Genomic DNA, 20,948 nt, shown 5'->3' with positions numbered 1-20,948 from the left:
AACAATGAAGCAGTTTGATACAGTTGAAAAGGCTCTGGACGAGCTGAAACAGGGACATTTAATCCTGGTTACGGATGACGAGGATCGCGAAAACGAAGGCGATCTTATCTGCGCGGCAAGTTTTGCCACGACAGAAAATGTCAATTTCATGGCGACGCATGCGAAGGGCTTAATCTGTATGCCGATGAGCGCAGAAATCTGCCGGAAGCTGCAATTCCCACAGATGGTGATGGATAACACGGATAACCATGAGACGGCGTTTACCGTATCGATCGACCATAAAACGACGACCACCGGTATTTCTGCCGAGGAGCGCGGTATTACGGCGCGCGCGTGCGTGGATCCGGACACAAAGCCGGAGGATTTCCGCCGTCCGGGACATATGTTTCCGCTGATGGCGAAGAAAAACGGCATTCTGGAGCGCAACGGTCACACAGAGGCGACGGTAGACCTGATGCGGCTTGCAGGGCTGCCGGAATGCGGTCTGTGCTGCGAGATCATGCGCGAGGATGGAACGATGATGCGGTCGGAAGAATTATTTGCGATGGCAGAACAATGGGGTCTGGCGATGATTTCCATTAAACAGCTGCAGGAGTACCGCAAGAGACATGAAAAGCTGGTCGAGTGTGTGGCAGAGACGCGGATGCCGACGAAATACGGCGAATTCCGCGCGTATGGCTACCTGAATCTCTTAAATGGAGAACACCATGTGGCACTTGTCAAGGGCGATATCGGAGATGGGAAAGATGTACTCTGCCGCGTGCATTCGGAGTGCCTGACCGGCGATGCATTTGGTTCTCTGCGCTGCGACTGCGGACAGCAGCTTGCGTCGGCGATGACACAGATTGAGAAAGAGGGACGAGGCGTTCTCCTCTATATGCGGCAGGAGGGACGAGGCATCGGACTTTTAAATAAGCTGCGCGCTTATAAGCTGCAGGATGGCGGCATGGACACGCTGGATGCGAACCTGGCATTGGGATTTAAAGGCGATCTGCGGGAATACTACATTGGGGCGCAGATTTTAAAGGATCTGGGAATCAAGACGCTTCGTCTTTTGACCAATAACCCTGATAAGGTATATCAGCTTTCGGATTTTGGCATGGAAATCAAGGAGCGCGTGCCGATTCAGATGGAGGCGACGCCGTACGATAGATTTTACCTGAAAACGAAGCAGGCGCGGATGGGACATATTTTGAATTTTAAATAGAAAAAGTGACAGGCGAAAAAAAGATCGTCGGAAAGGATGGTACTTATGCGTACATTTGAAGGAAACGTAGTAGCGGAAAATAATATGAGGATCGGAATTGTGGCGGCACGATTCAATGAGTTTATCACCTCGAAATTGGTTGCAGGCGCGCAGGATGCGCTGCGCCGTCACAATGTCTCGGAGGAGGACGTAGATGTTGCGTGGGTTCCAGGTGCTTTTGAGATTCCGCTGATTGCGTCAGAGATGGCGAAGTGCGGAAAGTATGATGCGGTGATCTGCGTGGGTGCAGTTATCCGTGGAAGCACAAGCCATTATGATTATGTGTGCAGCGAGGTTTCGAAAGGAATCGCACAGGTTTCTCTGGCAAGCAGCGTGCCGGTTATGTTTGGCGTGCTGACGACGGATACGATCGAGCAGGCGATCGAGAGAGCGGGAACGAAGAGCGGAAATAAGGGATTTGACTGCGCGACGGGGGCAATCGAGATGGTGAATTTGCTGCGGGAGATCCGGAAGTAAAAATAATCAGGTAATCGGGCATCGAAAAAGCCAGGACTGCGGAATGCTGCAATCCTGGCTTTTTTGTCTTAGGAAAATTCGTCCATGCGCTAGGTTTTGGTGTTACCTGTTTTTGTTTGCTATCATGTTACTCTGTTTTCAACAGCCCCTGTTCCGTATAATATTTCTCAGCTCCCGGATGCAGCGGAATAGGAAGCTGGCTGCATATATATTCCGGATCAGATAAGTTACTTAAGGAGGGGTGGGCGCTGATCAGTTCTTCACGGGATTCGTCGAGAATCTTGGTGATGGTGTAGACCAGCTGTTCGTCCATGGATGCGTCCACGCAGAGAAGGCATTTGATTCCGAAGGTTTTCAGTGTCTCGGTTTGTCCCGGATAGGTACCGGCTGGGACAGTGGCGCGGACGTAGAAGGGGCTGGCTGCAAGAATTTTTTGCAGTTCTTCGTCAGTGTACTCCAGCAGGCGGCAGGGCGTCTGGCTGGCCAGGTCGGTCAGGCTGTGGACCGGGATTCCGGCGAAGCTGTGGACGGCGTCGAGTTTACCGTTTAAGACAGAGTCCACGCTGGCGGAGAAGCTGTAGTTTTCAAGGGCAGTGTTGGCAATATTGAGCCCGGCTGCCTTGAGAGCGGTGCGGGCGGAAAGCTCCGTGGTGGATCCTTCTGGTCCGACGGCAATGTGGTGTCCGGCGAGTTCATGAACGTAGGAGATATGCTCGGATTCCGGCGCCATCCAGGTGGACAGACTTGAATAGACGGCCCCGATCGCCCGCAGGGATTCGACCGGATGACCGGAAAATTCGTCCGTTCCCTGATAGGCGGAAAATGCCACATCGCCGCTGACCAGTCCCATATCAAATTGTCCGTTTTTGATATTTTCCACATTCGTGTAGGAACCGTTGGAGGCGCTTAAATTGACCTTGAGCTGTTCATCATGTCCGCTTAAAACAGAGGCGATGGCACTGCCAATCGGGTACATGGTTCCGCCGCTGTCGGCAGTTCCGATGGTCAGAACGTGCAGCTCTTCATCTGCTTCGCTGGGATGGTCGTTGACCCGCGCATCTGCGGCGGTGCTGCCGGAACAGCCGGAAAGTCCGAGCAGGAAGGTAAGAAGCATCATTGGTGCCAATTTTACCAGTTTTTTTATTTTCATAGATCTCACCTTTTCGTAGTTTATCAGTATATAGAAAAAAACGCAGCGGTTCTGTCGAATGCTGCCTTAGCGATTAAAAGAATATTAAAACTCTATAAAAAGTATAACACAAAAAACATTGATAAGACAAGACCAAGGAAGAGGAAAATATAAATGTAACTGTTCACAGGTAGGCACTTTTGGAACCGAAAGTGCCGTAAGAAAACGTGGTGGCAGCAGGAATTTGCCGTATTTAAATGCGAAGCCACGGCAAATTCCGTTACTGGGCACGTATGCGTGAACAGTAACAAAAAAGAGCGTCCGGTTTATGTGGGGGAACCGGACGCTCTTCTTTCAGGTTACATTTTCAATTGAGCTTTAGGTATGTTGTTATATAAAAGATGTCTTATATGAAGTGTTCCTATCTCGTCTCAGTGATTATTTTGTAATCAGGCTGGAGAAGATGGAAAGGAAAATCGGGTTGTAAATATCGTCGATGATAACTGCGAAGGACGGATACAGAACCCAAGCAACGGTGTGCCATCCATACTGATCCATAACGGCTTTCTCGTTTGCTACTGCGTTCGGACCTGAACCACAGCCCCATCCACAGTTACCAGCTGCCATAACAGCTGCACCGTAATCGCGGCCAAATACGTTGAAGGATACGAAGATTGCAAAGAGTGCCATCAGGATAGCCTGTGCAAGGAGGATGATACCCATCTGACCAGCTACCGGAGCCAGCTTTGTGATATCGATGGTCATCAGAACCAGTGCCAGGTAGAGTTCCAGGAACATATGCTCGATAGCGTCGATCTCCGGAACCGGGAATTCGATACCAGCTGCATCCATGATGTTTCTTGCGATAGCACCTGCGAACAGACAGCCGATGAATTTCGGCATCTCGATCATTGGGATGTTGTCTAACAGGCAGTAGATCGGCATACCAAGTGCTGCTACAAGCAGAGACAGGGCAAATGCTTTGATCATACGGGTGTTGTTAAGAACAGCTGCTGAACCTGCTTTTGCGGATTCCGGTCTGTCGTTCGGGTCAGATTTCAGACCGTGACGGGAAATCAGGAAAGCTGCAACCGGGCCACCGATTAAGGAACCCATGATGTTGCCCATAGTACCGGCTGCTACACCGACTGTGGTTGCATCCGGAGCACCCATGTTCTCGAAGATAGGACCAAATGCAGAAGCAGTACCAACACCGCCGGACATAGCTGAGGAAGAACACTGCAGAGCCAGAAGCGGATGAAGACCGATGGCGCTGCCTACCAGGTAACCAACGACATCCTGTAAGGTAATCAGGACACAGGCTGCAACTGCGATTGCGATACAAAGCTTTCCGCCTGCATGCTTTAACATCTTGTAGCTGAAGCCGAAACCTACGCACAGGAAGAATAAGTTCTGGCATAAGTCTTTCACGATTTTTGCATCAAAGGAAAAACCGATGATTCCGGAACCCTTGATGATAGATACAACAACAGAAAAGATGATACCGGAAATAACCGGAGCCGGTATTGCATATTTTCTGAGCAGGGCGCTGTGAGCGACAATCGCGCGTCCTAAGAAGATAACGATGGCTGCGAAACCAAGTGTGGTCAGATACTCGAACTGGAATGTAGCAATCGCACCGTCCGCTGCCGGTGTGTAAGTTCCAAAGTACCCCATAATGTGTTCTAACATAGAACTTCCCTCCATTCTTTTTTAAGAATTTGTTTATTTCTTTTATAAACAGTTTATAAGATTGAAAAAGGGAAGTCAATTTATGTAATTTTAAATACAGTTTTGTAAGTATTGTAAATAAAAATGACTATAAGAAAGCGACTGCAGTATAGATACGGTTCTATGATGAATCTGTACAGCTGCAGCCGCGAAAAGGCAGGAAAAACCTGAAGATTGCTGGAAAACGAAGTTGCTCTTATTTTCCGGAATATCGTAACTGTTCAGTACCTTCACAGTCACGCGCAAAAATCCATTAAAAATTGCCTGCGGCAATGGGATTTTTGCCTGCTGGCCCATGTTTTCGTACGGTCAGCGCAGTAAATGCGCAGACCTACTGAACAGTTACGGAATATCTATACTTAATAGAAGGGCGTCCACCGGTCTGGTAATCGATCATGCTGACCAGTTCGTTGGTTTCGACTAAGTAATTTAAGTACCGCCGGACTGTAATACGGGACAAATGAACCTGTTCCGAAATCTGTTCGCTGGACCAGACCTCCTCCGGATGTTTGGAGAGAAAGAGACGGATCAGTCCAAGGGTGCGTTCATTTAAGCCCTTTGTCAGCGGAGCGCTCTGGGAGGAGACATCCGGGACGGAGAAGAGGCGATCGATCTCCGCCTGTCCCAGGTCAGAAGCGGACGCCGATGTTTTCAATTCCTCCTGACGTTTCGCAAATCGTTCCAGGGCAGCTTTGAAACGGTCATATTCAAATGGTTTGACGAGATAATCGGTGACGCCGCGGGAAATAAGCCGGCGGACGGTCTCTGCGTCGTTGGCAGAGGTTACCATGATGATCGCAGGGGTCATGCCAGCCGCGTGGAGCTGGTCGATAAATTCGTCACCGTTCATCTGAGGCGTGTAGTAGTCGAGAATAATCAAGTCAACCGTGCAGTTCTGCAGATACTGCAGGGCAAGGATGCCGTTTTTGAAAGTTGCCTCCACGTGAAAAGAGGAGGTCAGCTCGACATACTGTTTATTGATGGATGCAACCATCGGATCATCTTCTATAATAATGACTTTATACATTAGATTCTGTCTCCTTTCGGGTAAATGTCAGGGTGAAGCAGGTGCCCTCGCCAGGCTCTGTGTCGATATCAATGGTTCCGCCGTACTCATCCACCAGCTCATGAACCAGGAAAAGCCCGGTTCCACGGTTCTCGCCCTTGGAGGAAACACCTTTTTCAAAAATATGATCGAGCAGCTGTGGCTGTATGCCGTGCCCGGTGTCCTCGCAGGTGATGATGTTGACGTCTGGGCGGCAGTAGATGCCGATGTGGATCTCGCGCGGGCTTTCAGATGCGTTAATGACATCCAGACTGGCGGTGCGATCGTGGCTTAGCTCTTCAATGGCATTTTCCATCAGATTGCCGAGAATGGTAACAAATCCTTCCACCGGGATCAGCAGATCATGGTCGCGGCAGGTGCTGTCGGGGCTGACCTGCAGGCGGATGCCAAGTTCAGCGGCGTGCATCATTTTCCCGATCACAAGCGCACAGATTTTCGGAACGCGGATGCAGTTGGCTGTCTCACGGACGGACTGGCTGGAGACAAGGCTGCTGTTGGTGATAAAATTCATCGCCTGCTGAATCTCCCCGGTCTGCAGGTAGCCGAGAATGATGTGCAGCTTATTTAAAAATTCATGGTTGAACGCGCGCAGCGTGTCCAACATATTGTGGGCGCCGGAAAGCTCGTCGGAGAGACGCAGGAGGTCGGTGCGGTCAAATAAAACGATCAGGACACCCCGGCGCGCCTGTTTGCCGCGTCCATGAATTGGCACCTCCTTGACGATGAGCTGGCGTCCGGCGAAGCTGATGCTCTCGTGCGTTACACTTTCGCCGGTTTTTATGACCTGATCGAATGAGGTCTGTGGAAACAATTCCTGAATCGTGAGGTGGGTGAGCGGAGGGTCGTTTGCAGGACGACCGAGTATTGTGGAAACTTTCTGGTTGGCAAAGAGAATTCTGCCGTCCAGATCGGTTGCGGCAAGTCCCTCGTCGATCATATTCATGACCTCATCCTGGCGGGTATAAATATTGACGAGTTCTTCCGGGTCATATCCCAACAGGGAGTCGCGCAGCAGGGAGAACATTGTGTGCGTCAGGGAAATGCTGACGATCATCATGATCAGGAATATAATTATATAAAAGAACAGCAGACTGCGGTGCTGGGCGGACAGAGTAGCGGTGAACAGGGAAACCATCACAAAACCGACGATTTCTCCGCCGCTGTTTTTTACTGCGTGAAAGGCGCGCCGCTGCATGCCGTGCGTGCCGTAGCCGGTTGTGATATATGGATCGCTTCCTGCCAAAATAGCGTCCTCGTCACCTGCCACGTAGGAATCGCCGGTTTTCAGACGGTTCGTGTGGTAAAAGCGCAGTCCGTTTTTATCACTGATGACGATGACATTGATGTCTGGTATATTCGAAGAAAGAGAATCCAGGTCGCGGGTCACGGTGGAATCAGGATAGCCGTTTTCCAGCATGGCGGCGACATCCGGAATTGCAGCAATATAAGAAGCAGTACCGCTGATCAGCTTGTCCATATCCTTTCGCTGCCTGGAAATATCAAAAAACAGAGTAAAACCAAGTGAGATGAGCACCAGGGTAGCGGAAAGGAGCAGAAAGGATCGGTACAGATTCTGTTCCAGCGCTGATTTTCCTTCCTTTATCTTCATATATAAAACCTCCGGAATTTATTTGATGTAGGAAATGAGTTGATCCGGTCTGCAAAATGTGTAAACCAAAACGATGATTAAAGTTATTATAGTAAAAAAAGAAACGATCTGCAAGAAAGTGTGGAGGTTTACAAGGCGCCGGATGGCGAATTGCAAAGTGGACGGGTTATTGTTCATGGGTAGGCACTTTTGGAACCGAAAGTGCCGTAAGAAAGCGTGGTGTCAGCAGGAATTTGCCGTATTCAAATGCGAAGCCACGGAAAAAGGTTGAAAAACAAGAAGAGATCGATTAAAATGAAAATAGTTCGAATTAGAGCATTTGGTTGAAAAATTATGCAAAATTAAGACTGACAGCACAAAATTCCGTTTAAGATATGACAATCCGTCGGAGTTGTGCACGGTAAGGGAGAGAATACTGAATATTTACTGCAAAATTTACAAAAAACCACTTGCTATTTTAGGAAAAGTTGGGTACAATACAAGCAGGGTTGATTAATATTTAACAATCATGAAGATGAATTTCTAGGAGGAATGAGATCATGGCAGTAAAAGTTGCAATTAATGGTTTTGGTCGTATTGGTCGTCTGGCTTTCAGACAGATGTTTGGCGCTGAGGGTTACGAAGTCGTAGCTATCAACGATCTGACAAATCCGAAAATGTTAGCTCACCTGTTAAAGTATGATTCTGCTCAGGGCAGATACGATGGACATACGGTAGAAGCTGGCGAAGATTATATTGTAGTAGATGGCAAGAAGATTACTATCTACGCAAAGGCAAACGCTGCTGAACTTCCGTGGGGCGAGATTGGTGTAGACGTAGTTCTGGAGTGTACCGGATTCTATACATCCAAGGCAAAAGCACAGGCACATATCGATGCAGGCGCTAAGAAAGTCGTTATCTCCGCACCGGCAGGCAATGACCTTCCGACTATCGTATACAATGTAAACCACAAGACACTGAAACCGGAAGATAAGATTATCTCCGCAGCATCCTGTACAACTAACTGCCTGGCTCCGATGGCTAAGGCATTAAACGATTATGCTCCGATTCAGTCCGGTATCATGTCCACCATCCACGCTTACACAGGCGATCAGATGATTCTGGACGGACCGCACAGAAAAGGCGATTTAAGAAGAGCAAGAGCAGGCGCTGTCAACATCGTTCCGAACTCCACCGGTGCTGCAAAAGCGATCGGTCTGGTTATTCCGGAATTAAACGGCAAGCTCATCGGTTCTGCACAGCGTGTTCCGGTTCCGACTGGTTCCACTACCATTCTGACAGCCGTTGTTAAGAAAGCTGATGTTACCAAGGAAGCTATCAACGAGGCTATGAAGGCAGCTCAGACTGAGTCCTTCGGCTACAACGAGGATGAGATCGTTTCTTCCGATATCGTAGGTATCCGCTATGGTTCCCTGTTTGATTCTACACAGACTATGGTATCTCCGATCGGTGATGACTTATATCAGGTACAGGTTGTTTCCTGGTATGACAACGAGAACTCCTACACAAGCCAGATGGTTCGTACAATCAAATACTTCGCAGAGCTGGCATAATTTTATCGATTCGATAGAAAATCATAAGGATTCAAGATGGGTCCGGTCCTCGGTCGGGACCGGACCTGTTTTTTATTCTTTTAAATGTAAAGGAGACAGGATATGCTGAATAAAAAATCCGTGGATGATATCAATGTAAAGGGCAAACGCGTTCTGGTACGCTGTGATTTCAACGTACCGTTAAAAGAAGGAAAGATCACCGATGAAAACCGTCTGGTGGCAGCGCTTCCGACGATCAAAAAACTGATTGCGGACGGTGGAAAGGTAATTCTCTGCTCCCACCTTGGCAAACCGAAGGGAGAGCCGAAGCCGGAGCTGTCTCTGGCACCGGTAGCTGTTCGTCTGTCTGAACTTCTGGGACAGGAAGTGAAATTTGCAGCCGATCCGGAAGTGGTTGGACCGAACGCAAGGGCAGCCGTTGAGGCGATGAAGGATGGCGAGGTTGTTCTGCTTGAGAACACCCGTTACCGTGCCGAGGAAACCAAGAACGGTGAGGCGTTCAGCAAGGATCTGGCATCCCTGTGTGATGTCTATGTGGACGATGCATTTGGTACTGCACACCGCGCACACTGCTCAAACGTAGGCGTGACCCAGTATGTGGACACCGCAGTAGTTGGTTACCTGATGCAGAAAGAGATAGATTTCCTTGGAAATGCAGTAGATAACCCGGTTCGCCCGTTCGTTGCCATTTTAGGCGGCGCGAAGGTAGCCGATAAATTAAACGTTATCTCCAACCTGCTGGAGAAGTGCGACACGCTGATCATCGGCGGCGGCATGGCATTTACCTTCTTAAAAGCACAGGGCAAGGAGATTGGTAAATCCTTAGTCGATGATACAAAGTTAGATTATTGTCGTGAGATGGTGGAGAAGGCGGCGAAGCTTGGCAAGAAACTGCTTCTTCCGGTTGATGCAGCTGTAGCAGCATCCTTCCCGGATCCGATCGATGCACCGATTGAGGTACAGAATGTATCGGTTGACGCTATCCCGGCTGATACGATGGGACTTGACATAGGACCGGAAACTGCAAAGCTGTATGCAGACACCGTAAAATCTGCTAAGACAGTTGTATGGAACGGACCGATGGGTGTATTTGAGAACCCGACTCTGGCACAGGGTACAATCGCAGTTGCAAAAGCACTGGCAGACACCGAAGCGACCACGATCATCGGCGGCGGCGATTCTGCAGCAGCGGTTAACCAGCTTGGATTTGGCGACAAGATGACCCATATTTCTACCGGCGGCGGCGCTTCCCTGGAATTCTTAGAGGGAAAGGAGCTTCCGGGCGTAGCGGCAGCGAATAATAAATAAATGTTACTGTTTACAGGTAGGCACTTTTGGAACCGAAAGTGCCGTAAGAAAACGTGGTGGCAGCAGGAATTTGCCGTATTTAAATGCGAAGCCACGGCAAATTCCGTTACTGGGCACGTATGCGTGAACAGTAACAAATAAACAAACAGAAAAGAGGAATAGAATAGTCATGGCTAGAAGAAAGATCGTAGCAGGCAACTGGAAAATGAACATGACGCCGTCGGAGGCAGTAGCTCTGGTAGAGCTTCTGAAGCCGCTCGTTGTTTCGGAAGATGTAGACGTTGTATTCTGTGTACCGGCGATTGATATTATCCCGGTTGTAAAAGCGTGCGAGGGAACCAACATCGCAGTCGGCGCTGAAAATATGTATTTCGAGGAGAAAGGTGCTTACACCGGCGAGATTTCCCCGAATATGCTGACCGATGCAGGCGTTAAATACGTGATTATCGGACATTCCGAGCGCAGAGAATACTTTGCAGAGACCGATGAGACGGTCAATAAGAAGGTACTGAAAGCATTTGAGCACGGTCTGACCCCGATCATTTGCTGCGGCGAGACTCTGACCCAGAGAGAGCAGGGCATCACGCTTGACTGGATCCGCCAGCAGATCAAGATCGCATTCCAGAATGTGACCGCAGAGCAGGCAAAGACAGCTGTGATTGCATACGAGCCAATCTGGGCGATCGGTACCGGCAAGGTAGCGACCACCGAGCAGGCTGAGGAAGTGTGCGGCGCGATCCGTGCGTGCATCAAGGAAGTGTACGATGAGGCGACCGCAGAGGCGATCCGCATTCAGTACGGCGGTTCCGTATCTGCAGCATCGGCTCCGGAGCTGTTTGCACAGCCGGATATCGATGGCGGTCTGGTAGGCGGCGCATCCTTAAAGGCAGATTTTGGAAAGATTGTAAATTATAAATAAGAGATGAGCAAAAGGGGGCTGTCGCACGTGTGAGGCGTGGCAGTCCCCTTTTTGCCAGTAAAAAAAGAAGGTGAAGGTTTTGAACTGAAACAATCAAAATTGTTGGTTCATCCGGTTGTTTCAGAAAAAACGGTTCATTTCATGGAAGGAAAGGAAGAAGAAAGAGATGAAAAAAAAGCCAACCGTATTAATGATTCTCGATGGATATGGCATGAGAGATACCTGTGAGCACAATGCCGTGTGTGAGGCGAAGACACCGATCATGGATCAGCTGATGAGCCAGTGCCCGTTTGTGCGCGGCAATGCCAGCGGTCTGGCGGTCGGTCTGCCGGACGGACAGATGGGTAACTCGGAGGTGGGACATTTAAATATGGGTGCCGGACGTATCGTATACCAGGAGCTGACCCGTATCACGAAATCAATCGAGGATGGCGATTTCTTTGAGAATCCGGAATTTCTGGCAGCCGCAGACACCTGCAAGAAAAATGATTCCGCCCTGCATCTGTTCGGACTGGTATCAGACGGCGGCGTTCACAGCCATCTGACTCATTTATTCGGACTTCTGGAGTTCGCAAAACGTCAGGGACTTAAAAAAGTGTATGTGCACTGCTTCCTGGACGGACGTGATACACCGCCGACCTCCGGCAAGGAGTTCGTAGCAGAATTAGAGAAGAAGATGCAGCAGCTTGGCATCGGCGAGGTGGCTTCCGTGATGGGACGCTACTATGCGATGGACCGTGATAAAAACTGGGATCGTGTCCAGAAAGCTTACGATGTGCTGACAAAGGCAGAGGGCGAGAAGGCAGAAAGCGCGTGTGCAGGCATTCAGGCATCCTATGATAAAGAGGTAAACGATGAGTTCGTCGTACCGTTCTATGTAGAGAAGGACGGAAAGCCGGTTGCCACGATTCAGGATGGCGATTCCGTCATTTTCTTCAATTTCCGTCCGGACCGTGCAAGAGAGATTACCCGCGCATTCTGCGATGAGGGATTTACCGGATTTGCGAGAGAGAAGAAGCTTGACCTGACGTTTGTATGCTTTACCGATTACGATGAGACGATCGGGAACAAGCTGATTGCGTTCAAGAAGGAAGAGATTAAGAACACGTTTGGAGAGTTCCTGGCGGCACACCATATGACGCAGGCACGTATCGCCGAGACCGAGAAATATGCACACGTAACATTTTTCTTCAACGGCGGCGTGGAAGAGCCGAACGAGGGCGAGGATCGCATTCTGGTTCCGTCTCCGAAGGAGGTTCCGACCTACGACCTGAAACCGGAGATGAGCGCACCGATCGTGTGCGATAAGCTGGTGGAGGCGATCGAGTCCGGCAAATATGATGTCATCATCATCAATTTTGCAAACCCGGATATGGTAGGTCACACGGGCGTGGAGTCGGCTGCGATCAAGGCGATTGAGACCGTCGATGCCTGCGTAGGACGTGCAGTTGAAGCCATCAAGGCAGCCGGAGGCGTTCTCTTTATCTGCGCCGATCACGGTAATGCAGAGGTGATGGTCGATGAGGCAACCGGCGAGCCGTGGACCGCTCATACGACCAATCAGGTACCGTTTATCCTGGTCGGCGCTGACCCGGCGTACAAGCTGCGCGAGGGCGGACGCCTCTGCGATATTGTGCCGACGCTGATTGAACTGATGGGACTTGAGAAGCCGAAGGAGATGACGGGAGAGTCGCTGTTGGTGAAATAGGGAGAATTTTCGAATATATTAGGAAAGTATAAATATAACCGTCAATAAGAATCGGGAAAACTGCCATAAAGCAAGAAAAGATCATGAACAGAGAAATGGTCGGGGCTTGTTTTGTGGCAGTTTTTTGTTCACAGGTAGGAATTTTCTGAACTGAAAATCCCGTTACTTCTCTCTTCCATTTCATAAGAAAATAGGATAAAATAAAATCATCTATGTGAACCGCTCGGAGGCTGTTCCAGGGCAGACATTTTTAGAAAAGAAAGTGTTATGCGGAAAGGAAAATAGGATGGCAGCAGATTCACAGGGAAAACAGGAGGAAACAAGCATGAAGGTAGCGGTTGTTACAGACAGCAACAGCGGAATTACACAGGCACAGGCGAAAGAGATGGGCGTATATGTCCTGCCGATGCCGTTTATGATTGATGGAACCGAGTATCTGGAAGATATAAATTTGACACAGAAGGAATTTTACGAGCATCTGAGCGGGGATCACGATGTGAGCACATCCCAGCCGTCCCCGGAGACGATCTTAAATCTCTGGGAAAAACTTTTGGAGGAATACGATGCAGTTGTGCACATTCCGATGTCCAGCGGGCTTTCGAGCTCCTGCCAGACGGCAAAGATGCTGGCAGATGATTTCGACGGAAAAGTGCAGGTGGCGGATAATCACAGGATTTCCGTGACCCAGCGCCGTTCGGTGCAGGATGCGCTTGACATGGCGGCAGCCGGCATGGACGCGGAGGCGATCTGCAAAAAGCTGGAAGAGACAGGTTTGGATTCAACTATTTATATCACAGTTGACACATTAAAATATCTGAAAAAGGGCGGTAGAATCACACCAGCGGCAGCAGCGCTCGGAACACTTCTCCGTTTAAAACCGGTTCTGACGATACAGGGCGAGAAGCTGGACGCATTTGCGAAGGCGCGGACGATGAAACAGGCGCGTTCCATGATGATCACGGCGATCACCCGCGATCTGGAAAATCGGTTTGATGATATGACGGGAGAAAAAACGTATATTGATGTAGCGCATACCGACAATGATGAGATGGCGCAGGAGCTGGCAGCCGAGCTTCGGGAACTTTTCCCGGAGACGGAAGTCCGTGTAGAGCCGCTGTCCTTAAGTGTAGCCTGCCATATCGGACCGGGAGCGCTGGCGATTGCGGCAACGAAGAAGCTTGAAATCGGATCGTTGTTGTGAGAAACGCAGTTACGGAGCAGCATTTCGGGGTTAAAGTTCACAGCCAATGTCAGGAAGTTAAGCAACGCAAAGAGCGTGTGAACTGTAATCGTTCAGGACAGGAACATGAGAAGAATAGCAGAACATAAAAGAAAGATATGGAAAGCGATGGAGCACACGATTGGGATGAGAATCCCGCTGTTCCTCGCCTTTCTGATCCTGACGCTGGTTCCGCTTCTGGTACAGGTTCGTTTTACATCGGGGTATTTTTACCAGAGCCACGTGGAAGAACGGATGGCGGAAGCGCAGAACCGGTGTCTGATTTTAGCAAACAAGATACGCAGCAGTGATTATATCAATGTACTGCTGTCGGGAAATCCAAATCCGGCGCTGGATGCGGAACTTAGTACAACGGCGGATCTGATGAACGGAAGAATCGTGCTGGTGGACGACAGCTTTAAGATTTTGAAAGACACATTTGGTCTTTCCAGAGGGAAAACGCTGGTTGTATCGGATGTGTTAAAGGCATTTGACGGGGAAACTTCCAGCTATCTGAACCAGAAGAAAAAGTATTTCTATGTAGCGCAGCCGATTCAGGCAAAAAGCACGGATGCAGCGCCGATCGATTCGGATGTGGCAGCCGGAAATGGGAAAAATACGGCAGGCGTGCAGGGAGTCCTTCTTCTGATGGCGTCCACGGAAAATTCGGCGCTTTTGCAGGAGAAAATTGTGCATAAGACGGGATTTTTGCAGCTCGTTATGTTCTGTTTTATTCTGATCGCAGATTTATTGGCGGCGGCTTGCTTGCTGAAACCATTCCGCCGCCTGCAGCAGCAGCTCGATATGGTGGCAGAGGGAAATCTGGATCAGGATATTGATGTAAAAACATATCGGGAGACGCGGGACATTTCGGAGGCAGTCATGCAGACCATCCGGAAACTAAAAAACCTGGATCGGTCGCGTCAGGAGTTTGTTTCCAACGTGTCGCATGAGCTGAAAACACCGCTGACTTCGATAAGAGTGCTGGCGGATTCTCTGATGGGGATGGAGAGCGCTCCGGCGGAGCTATATCAGGAGTTTATGCAGGATATTTCGGCGGAGATTGACCGCGAGGGCAAGATTATCGATGATCTGCTGACGTTAGTCAAAATGGATAAATCATCGCCGGATCTGAATATTGCCCAGACTTCGATCAATGGTCTTCTGGAACAGATTTTAAAACGTCTGACCCCGATCGCGAAGCGGCGGAACATTGAGATCACGTATGAGAGCAAGCGGGAAGTATCGGCGGATGTGGACGAGGTAAAATTGAGCCTGGCACTTTCGAACCTGGTGGAAAATGCGATCAAGTATAACCGCGAAGAGGGAAAAGTCTGGGTGACGCTGGATGCTGACCACAAGTTCTTTTATGTGAAGGTAGAGGATAATGGCGTGGGAATCCCGAAAGAATTCCAGGAGCGCGTATTTGAGCGTTTTTACCGTGTAGATAAGGCGCGCTCACGCGAGACAGGCGGTACCGGGCTGGGGCTTGCGATCACGAAGAATATTATTCTTCTTCATCAGGGCGCGATCCGCCTGAAGAGTGAAGAAGGCAAGGGAGCAACCTTTACGGTGCGGATTCCGTTGAATTATATTCCGTAGACAGCGTGGTTCTGGGCGGTTTAGAGGTTCGAGATGGTTGCTGGTGCTGTAGTGTTCGAATATTTCGGTGTTTGAATGCTGCAGTGTTCGGATGTTTCAGTGTTTGAATGTTGCGGTATTTGAGTGTTGCAGTGTTCGAATGTGAGGTCAGGGAAATGTCTATTGTGAGATAGATTGCAAAATAACAACAGGAAATAATAAATGGAGAAAATAAGAAAAAAAAGCTCTGGAAAACGGGCAGGAAGCGTAAGTTCGTGGCTGCTCCTTTGCCTGGCATGTCTGCTTCTTCTGAGCGGATGCCGAAAAAAAGAAGAGGTGCATCCGACGGCGGGTGAGGACGGCGTCTATCAGATTTATTATCTCAATTCGACGCGCACGGGGCTGGCGAGTGTTTCCTATCAGACGGAGACGGCGGACGCTGAGATCCTGATCGGGGAGCTGGCGGGGCAGATCCTTGCGGCACCGGAAAACCCGGAGTATCAGGCAGTTTTAAGCGATAAGGTTGAATTCCTGGATATTAACCGGGACAATAACGTGCTGACGTTGAATTTTAATCAGGAATATATGAATACGAAAGCGTCGCGGGAGATTCTGTGCCGGGCGGCGCTGGCAAAGACCTTTACACAGGTTAAGGGAGTCGATTATATCAGCATTAATTGCGAGGGACAGCCGCTCCTGGACACACATGGAAACCCGGTGGGCGCGATCGCAGGAAGTGATTTTGTAGACAGTATTTCGGATGTCAATTCGTATGAAAAAGTAGAGCTGACCCTGTATTTTGCCAATGAAGAAAAAGATGGTCTGGTGGCAGAAAAACGGGAAGTATTTCACAGTATGAACACGTCGCTGGAACGCCTGGTAGTGGAACAGCTGCTGGCAGGTTCCCAGAATGGCGGGCTTTCAGTGATGCCGAAAAATACAAAGGTATTAAACGTATCACTGACAGATAATACCTGCTATGTCAACCTGGATAGCAGTTTTATTTCCGGGGATATCGATGTGGCGGAGTATATTCCGATTTACGCGATCGTCGATTCGCTGACAGAGCTTCAGACGGTAAATAAAGTACAGATCACGGTCAATGGCTCGGCAGATGTGACGTACCGGAATGTGATTTCGCTGGTGCAGCCTCTGGAGAGAGAGGAGAAGTATATTGTGAAGTAACTGTCAGACAGAATGTATATGCCATATTTGGAAGAGAGCAGCAATGGGATTTTGTTGATGTTTTGTAGAATACAGGAAAAGAGGAATTGAATATCAAACGACCGGTAATGTGGATGATGGTGGCTTTCGTACTTGGAGAGGTCGCAGCGTACCAGATGGGCATGACGGTGTGGTTTATAATTGCAGCAGCGTTTTTTTTGTTTCATAGGAAATTGTGTCCTATGAAACACAAGGCACATTCTTTTTCACCTGCAGTCATAAAAACAGCAGAAGGACGGGTAGATTCGGACTTTCAGACAGACGCAGAACGCGTCTGGAATTGGAAAGATCCGATGATGTGCCGTGTCTTTCTGCTGTTTTTCTGTTTCCTGGCAGGATGGGGACGGATGATGGTGGAAATGCGCCCGGATGCGCTGGAACGGATGGTAACGCAGAAGGGCGGTTCGGCAGAGGTGGCGGTATCGGGAACACTGGATTCTGTTTCGGAAAAAAATGGGTGGTGTACGATGATTTTGACGGAGGTGGAGGTAGAGGATGAAAGTGTAAGAAAGGTACTGATATCGTGTAAAAGAGATTTACTGGAGAAGTATGAAGAAAAAGTTCTGCCACCCTGCGGAAGTCAGATTCATCTGACGGGAACTGCTGAGTTTCTGGAAGAAGCGCGCAATCCGGGGCAGTTTTCGTATCGGATGTATTATCGGGGACTAAGAATCAGAAACCGGGTGACGGCGGATCGGATTTTTATTTCAGAAGGAAAAAGTTCCCCTCTCCGAAGTCAGGCAGAATGCTTCCGGGCGTACGCGACGGCTGTTTTTCAGGAAATCTGTGATCCAGAAGATGCAGGGATTTTCCAGGCAATTTTGCTGGGGGATAAATCCGGGTTATCGGAAGAGCTGCACGAACGGTTTCAGGATAATGGGATTGCACATATTCTGGCAGTCAGCGGGCTTCATGTCTCTTTGATTGGCATGAGCGTTTACAGCGCACTGCGTTTTTGGGGCATATCGTATGGATGGGCGGGACTGGGTGCTTCAGCGCTTCTTACCTTTTATGGTTTTGTAACCGGATTTGGAGCATCGGTATTCCGGGCGGTATTTATGGTAGAGGTGTCCTGTCTGGCGGCATATCTGGGGCGGAGTTACGATCTGCTGAGTGCGCTGTCGCTGTCTTTGATTTTGCAGGCGTGGCAGTCGCCGTATCTGCTCTTTTCGGCGGGATTGCAGCTTTCCTATGGCGCGGTTGCCGCGATTGGGCTGGAGACGGAGCGGCTGCGGAAAGTGGGAAAAAAGAGAAAAGAGCGGGAAGAGGAGGAACAAGAGAAAGAAAAAAAGAAAGGATATGAAACATTCATGCTCAGCTCGGCAATTCAGCTTTATACGATGCCGATTCAGCTGTATCACTATTTTACATTTCCGATGTTGGGAATTTTTCTGAATCTGATCGTGATACCGCTTCTCACGTATGCAGCCGGAAGCGGTCTGCTGGCGCTTGGAATTTACAGTATAGCGTTTGTAGGAGGAAAAATTGGGGGGATGGGCGGAGGCAGCAGCATTGCGGGAGTACTTTCGGCTTTTGGAGGTGCGGCATCGGGAATATCAGAAATACCAGAAATATTCAGAATAGCGGCAAGTGCATGTACGGGTCCGGGGCATTATATTTTTCAGTTGTATGAATGGCTTTGCATCCAGGTGGAACGCGTGCCGTTTCATTCCATCGTGGCAGGACGCCCGGAAATGTGGAAAATAGGGGTGTTTTATGTGGCGCTGGGGATTCGATATGTATGGAGTGTGGGAGAAGCAAGAGATAATTTAGGGAGAAAAGGGATTTTTCGGTTTCCAAAAGACTGGAATGCACAGGGAAAAAATAGTGTGTTTATTGCTGTGGCAGTAGTCTTTTTAGTAGTTCAGCCTGTTCATGGCTTTCAGATCTGGTTTCTCGATGTAGGACAGGGCGACGGCGTCTTTCTGCGGACGCAGGATGAGGCAATTCTTTCGGACTGTGGCAGCAGCCAGGATAAAAAAATCGGGAAAAATGTGCTGGAACCATTTTTGAAAAGTCAGGGAATCCGCACGCTGGACTGGATTCTGGTCAGCCATGCGGATGCGGATCACACGAACGGGATCGAATGGCTTTTGAAGGAGGAGGCAGATATCCGGGTGCGGAATCTGGCACTTCCGGCGGCGGGAAAAGGACAGGAGGCATATAAAAAAATGGAAACTCTTGCCAGAAAACGGGGGGCGGAAGTCTATTATCTGCATCGGGGAGAAACGGTGCGGGCGAAAAGCCTGGCGCTTCGGTGCCTGTACCCGGAGGCGGGGGAAAAGCCGGCCGAGGAGCGAAATAGTCATTCACTGGTGTTTGATGTCACGTATGGAAAGTTTAGTATGCTTCTGACTGGAGATATTGGAGTGGAGGACGAAAGAGAAATTCTGGCGATGGAAGAGGACAAAAAGGGGGAAAAGGTGACACTGTTAAAAGCTGCACACCATGGTTCGAACGGTTCTTCCTCAGAGGAGTTTTTGGAGTGCTTTTCCCCAGCTTTCACGGTGCTCTCTTATGGAGAGGGAAATACTTACGGGCATCCGGCGCCGGAGGCGGTGGAACGTCTGGAACAGACGGGGACGGAGATCTGGAGAACGGCGGATTCGGGGGCGGTGAATGTGTGGACGGACGGGAAACGTATGTATATCAAGGGATATAAGAAACAAGATTATGGGAAGGAAAGAGATAAAAACAGATAAAAAACTAATTGTTAACTATATAAAAATAATAGGTTGACAATAGAAAAAGGCTATGTTATGCTTGCAATCAGTTCTGCATCTGTTTCGACTACCCGGGATCTGGAACGGCCGCTGCTGTTTTAGATGGTTGGAACAGGGGTTGCGGAGAGAAATTTATGTACATGTGCGAGAATAGAATGGCTTCGGATGCCTGAAATCATTCAGATAACCAAGGAGGAAAAAGGTTTGAAACACATGAAGACAAAGGATTTAGTTTTGTGCGCGATGTTTGTCGCACTGATTGCAGTGGGAGCATTTATCAAGATACCGGTTCCGGTGGTTCCATTTACATTGCAGTTTTTATTTACGATGCTGGCGGGTCTGCTTTTAGGTCCGGTCAACGGGGCGCTGGCGGTTGTGGTTTATATCGTATTAGGTTTAATTGGACTTCCGATTTTCACACAGGGCGGCGGACCGGGATATATTTTCCAGCCGAGTTTTGGATATATCATCGGATTTGCGGTTGCGGCGTATGTGAATGGTAAGATTGCCAATGCCAAGACGCATCCGAGTTACCGGCGCCTGCTGGGAGCTAATTTTCTGGGACTTTTTATTGTCTATGCATTTGGAATGATTTATTACTACGTGATCAGCAATTTCTATCTGAATTCGCCGATCGGCGTAGGAGCGCTGTTTTTATATTGCTTTGTTCTGGCAGTTCCGGGCGATATCGTGCTCTGTATTGTGGCTGCCATCATAGGAAAACGGATGATTCCGCTGATTCAGGGAGGGAGACTTGGATAAAAGATGAGCAAGGGGATTTTTATAACAGGTACGGGAACGGATATTGGAAAAACGTATGTGACAGGATTGATTGTGAAAAAACTGCGGGAGAGCGGCGTGAATGCGGCGTATTATAAAGCGGCAATGAGCGGCAATGAGCGGCGTGCGGATGGAAGCCTGATTCCAGGAGATGCCCTGCAGGTAAAAACAATGTCGGGAATCGGGCAGCCGCTTGAGGAAATGTGTCCGTATGTGTACGAGACGGCGGTATCGCCGCATCTGGCATCCCGTCTGGAGGGCAACCCGGTCCAGATGGAACGGGTGCTGGAAGATTTTCACAAAGTCTGTGAAAAATATGAGTATGTGACGATGGAAGGAAGCGGCGGAATTCTCTGTCCACTCTGCATAGACGAGGCGGATATCCGTCTTCCAGAAGTAGTAAAAGCGTGCGGGCTTGGATGCCTGCTGATTGCAGATGCGGGGCTTGGGACGATCAATGGCGTGGGGCTTACTGCCTATTATCTGAAACAACAGGGAATTGCCCTGAAGGGAATTATTTTCAACCATTATGAGGCGGGAAATCTGCTTCATGAGGATAACCGGAAAATGTGTGAATATTACACGGGCGTTCCGGTGGTTGCCTGTGTGGCGGATGGAGATATGGAGCTTTCCATGGATGTGGAGACGCTGAAAGGGCTGTATGCGTAAGAAAGA

General features: G+C 49.3%; 16 protein-coding genes. 12 read left to right on the top strand and 4 right to left on the bottom strand.

The window, feature by feature from the left end; translation table 11 throughout:
* Positions 1-4 precede the first annotated feature (4 nt).
* Together DXD12_RS08785 and ribE are read left to right on the top strand one after the other, a co-directional pair.
* On the top strand, positions 5-1,207 hold the full coding sequence (locus DXD12_RS08785; RefSeq protein WP_118638108.1) for a bifunctional 3,4-dihydroxy-2-butanone-4-phosphate synthase/GTP cyclohydrolase II: 1,203 nt from the start codon (positions 5-7) through the stop codon (positions 1,205-1,207).
* 45 nt (positions 1,208-1,252) lie between these two features.
* Positions 1,253-1,723 carry a 6,7-dimethyl-8-ribityllumazine synthase gene (ribE, locus tag DXD12_RS08780; protein ID WP_107001075.1) on the top strand — a complete coding sequence of 157 codons (471 nt, stop codon included), beginning with the start codon at positions 1,253-1,255 and terminating at the stop codon, positions 1,721-1,723.
* Positions 1,724-1,850: 127 nt separating this feature from the next.
* Here ribE and DXD12_RS08775 read toward each other — a convergent pair whose 3' ends face one another.
* The 4 genes from DXD12_RS08775 to DXD12_RS08760 all read right to left on the bottom strand — a co-directional run bounded on the left by DXD12_RS08775 (position 1,851) and on the right by DXD12_RS08760 (position 7,258).
* Positions 1,851-2,873 (bottom strand): TAXI family TRAP transporter solute-binding subunit, encoded by a 1,023-nt coding sequence (locus DXD12_RS08775; protein ID WP_118629477.1) that lies wholly within the window; start codon positions 2,871-2,873, stop codon positions 1,851-1,853.
* 417 nt (positions 2,874-3,290) lie between these two features.
* Complete coding sequence (locus DXD12_RS08770) at positions 3,291-4,544, bottom strand: sodium/glutamate symporter (protein WP_107001073.1); 1,254 nt, start codon at positions 4,542-4,544, stop codon at positions 3,291-3,293.
* A gap of 370 nt (positions 4,545-4,914) precedes the next feature.
* Positions 4,915-5,610: a response regulator gene (locus DXD12_RS08765; RefSeq protein WP_118638106.1), complete on the bottom strand. Its 696-nt coding sequence runs from the start codon at positions 5,608-5,610 to the stop codon at positions 4,915-4,917.
* Complete coding sequence (locus DXD12_RS08760; protein WP_118638104.1) at positions 5,603-7,258, bottom strand: ATP-binding protein; 1,656 nt, start codon at positions 7,256-7,258, stop codon at positions 5,603-5,605. Before DXD12_RS08760 ends, DXD12_RS08765 begins: the two co-directional genes overlap by 8 nt.
* Positions 7,259-7,797: 539 nt before the next feature.
* Between DXD12_RS08760 and gap the strand changes: the two genes are divergently transcribed.
* The 10 genes from gap (at position 7,798) to bioD (ending at position 20,942) form a co-directional block, all read left to right on the top strand.
* Complete coding sequence (gene gap / locus DXD12_RS08755; RefSeq protein ID WP_022359484.1) at positions 7,798-8,811, top strand: type I glyceraldehyde-3-phosphate dehydrogenase; 1,014 nt, start codon at positions 7,798-7,800, stop codon at positions 8,809-8,811.
* Between the two features lie 102 nt (positions 8,812-8,913).
* On the top strand, positions 8,914-10,119 hold the full coding sequence (locus DXD12_RS08750; protein ID WP_118638102.1) for a phosphoglycerate kinase: 1,206 nt from the start codon (positions 8,914-8,916) through the stop codon (positions 10,117-10,119).
* A 169-nt stretch (positions 10,120-10,288) separates the two neighbouring features.
* The gene (tpiA, locus tag DXD12_RS08745) at positions 10,289-11,038 is read left to right on the top strand and encodes a triose-phosphate isomerase (protein ID WP_022359187.1); all 750 of its coding nucleotides are present in this window, start codon (positions 10,289-10,291) and stop codon (positions 11,036-11,038) included.
* Positions 11,039-11,204: 166 nt separating this feature from the next.
* Complete coding sequence (gene gpmI, locus DXD12_RS08740) at positions 11,205-12,746, top strand: 2,3-bisphosphoglycerate-independent phosphoglycerate mutase (protein ID WP_118467261.1); 1,542 nt, start codon at positions 11,205-11,207, stop codon at positions 12,744-12,746.
* Between the two features lie 325 nt (positions 12,747-13,071).
* Positions 13,072-13,947, top strand: a complete 876-nt coding sequence (locus DXD12_RS08735) for a DegV family protein (RefSeq protein ID WP_118472010.1) — start codon at positions 13,072-13,074, stop codon at positions 13,945-13,947.
* 105 nt (positions 13,948-14,052) lie between these two features.
* Positions 14,053-15,567, top strand: coding sequence for a HAMP domain-containing sensor histidine kinase (locus DXD12_RS08730; RefSeq protein ID WP_118638100.1), 1,515 nt, complete (start codon positions 14,053-14,055; stop codon positions 15,565-15,567).
* A gap of 201 nt (positions 15,568-15,768) precedes the next feature.
* Positions 15,769-16,731, top strand: a complete 963-nt coding sequence (locus tag DXD12_RS08725) for a GerMN domain-containing protein (protein ID WP_118629485.1) — start codon at positions 15,769-15,771, stop codon at positions 16,729-16,731.
* A gap of 221 nt (positions 16,732-16,952) precedes the next feature.
* Positions 16,953-19,472, top strand: a complete 2,520-nt coding sequence (locus DXD12_RS08720; RefSeq protein ID WP_243024423.1) for a ComEC/Rec2 family competence protein — start codon at positions 16,953-16,955, stop codon at positions 19,470-19,472.
* Positions 19,473-19,706: 234 nt separating this feature from the next.
* A complete protein-coding gene (locus DXD12_RS08715) occupies positions 19,707-20,255 on the top strand; it encodes a biotin transporter BioY (RefSeq protein WP_233430256.1) in 549 nt (182 codons plus the stop codon).
* Positions 20,256-20,258: 3 nt separating this feature from the next.
* Positions 20,259-20,942, top strand: coding sequence for a dethiobiotin synthase (gene bioD, locus DXD12_RS08710; RefSeq protein WP_118471986.1), 684 nt, complete (start codon positions 20,259-20,261; stop codon positions 20,940-20,942).
* The last annotated feature ends 6 nt before the right edge of the window (positions 20,943-20,948 follow it).

The sequence above is a fragment of the Clostridium sp. TF11-13AC genome (assembly GCF_003481065.1).
GTDB classification, from domain to species: Bacteria; Bacillota; Clostridia; order Lachnospirales; family Lachnospiraceae; genus Otoolea; species Otoolea fessa.
This window is presented reverse-complemented; position numbering and strand designations above follow the sequence as displayed.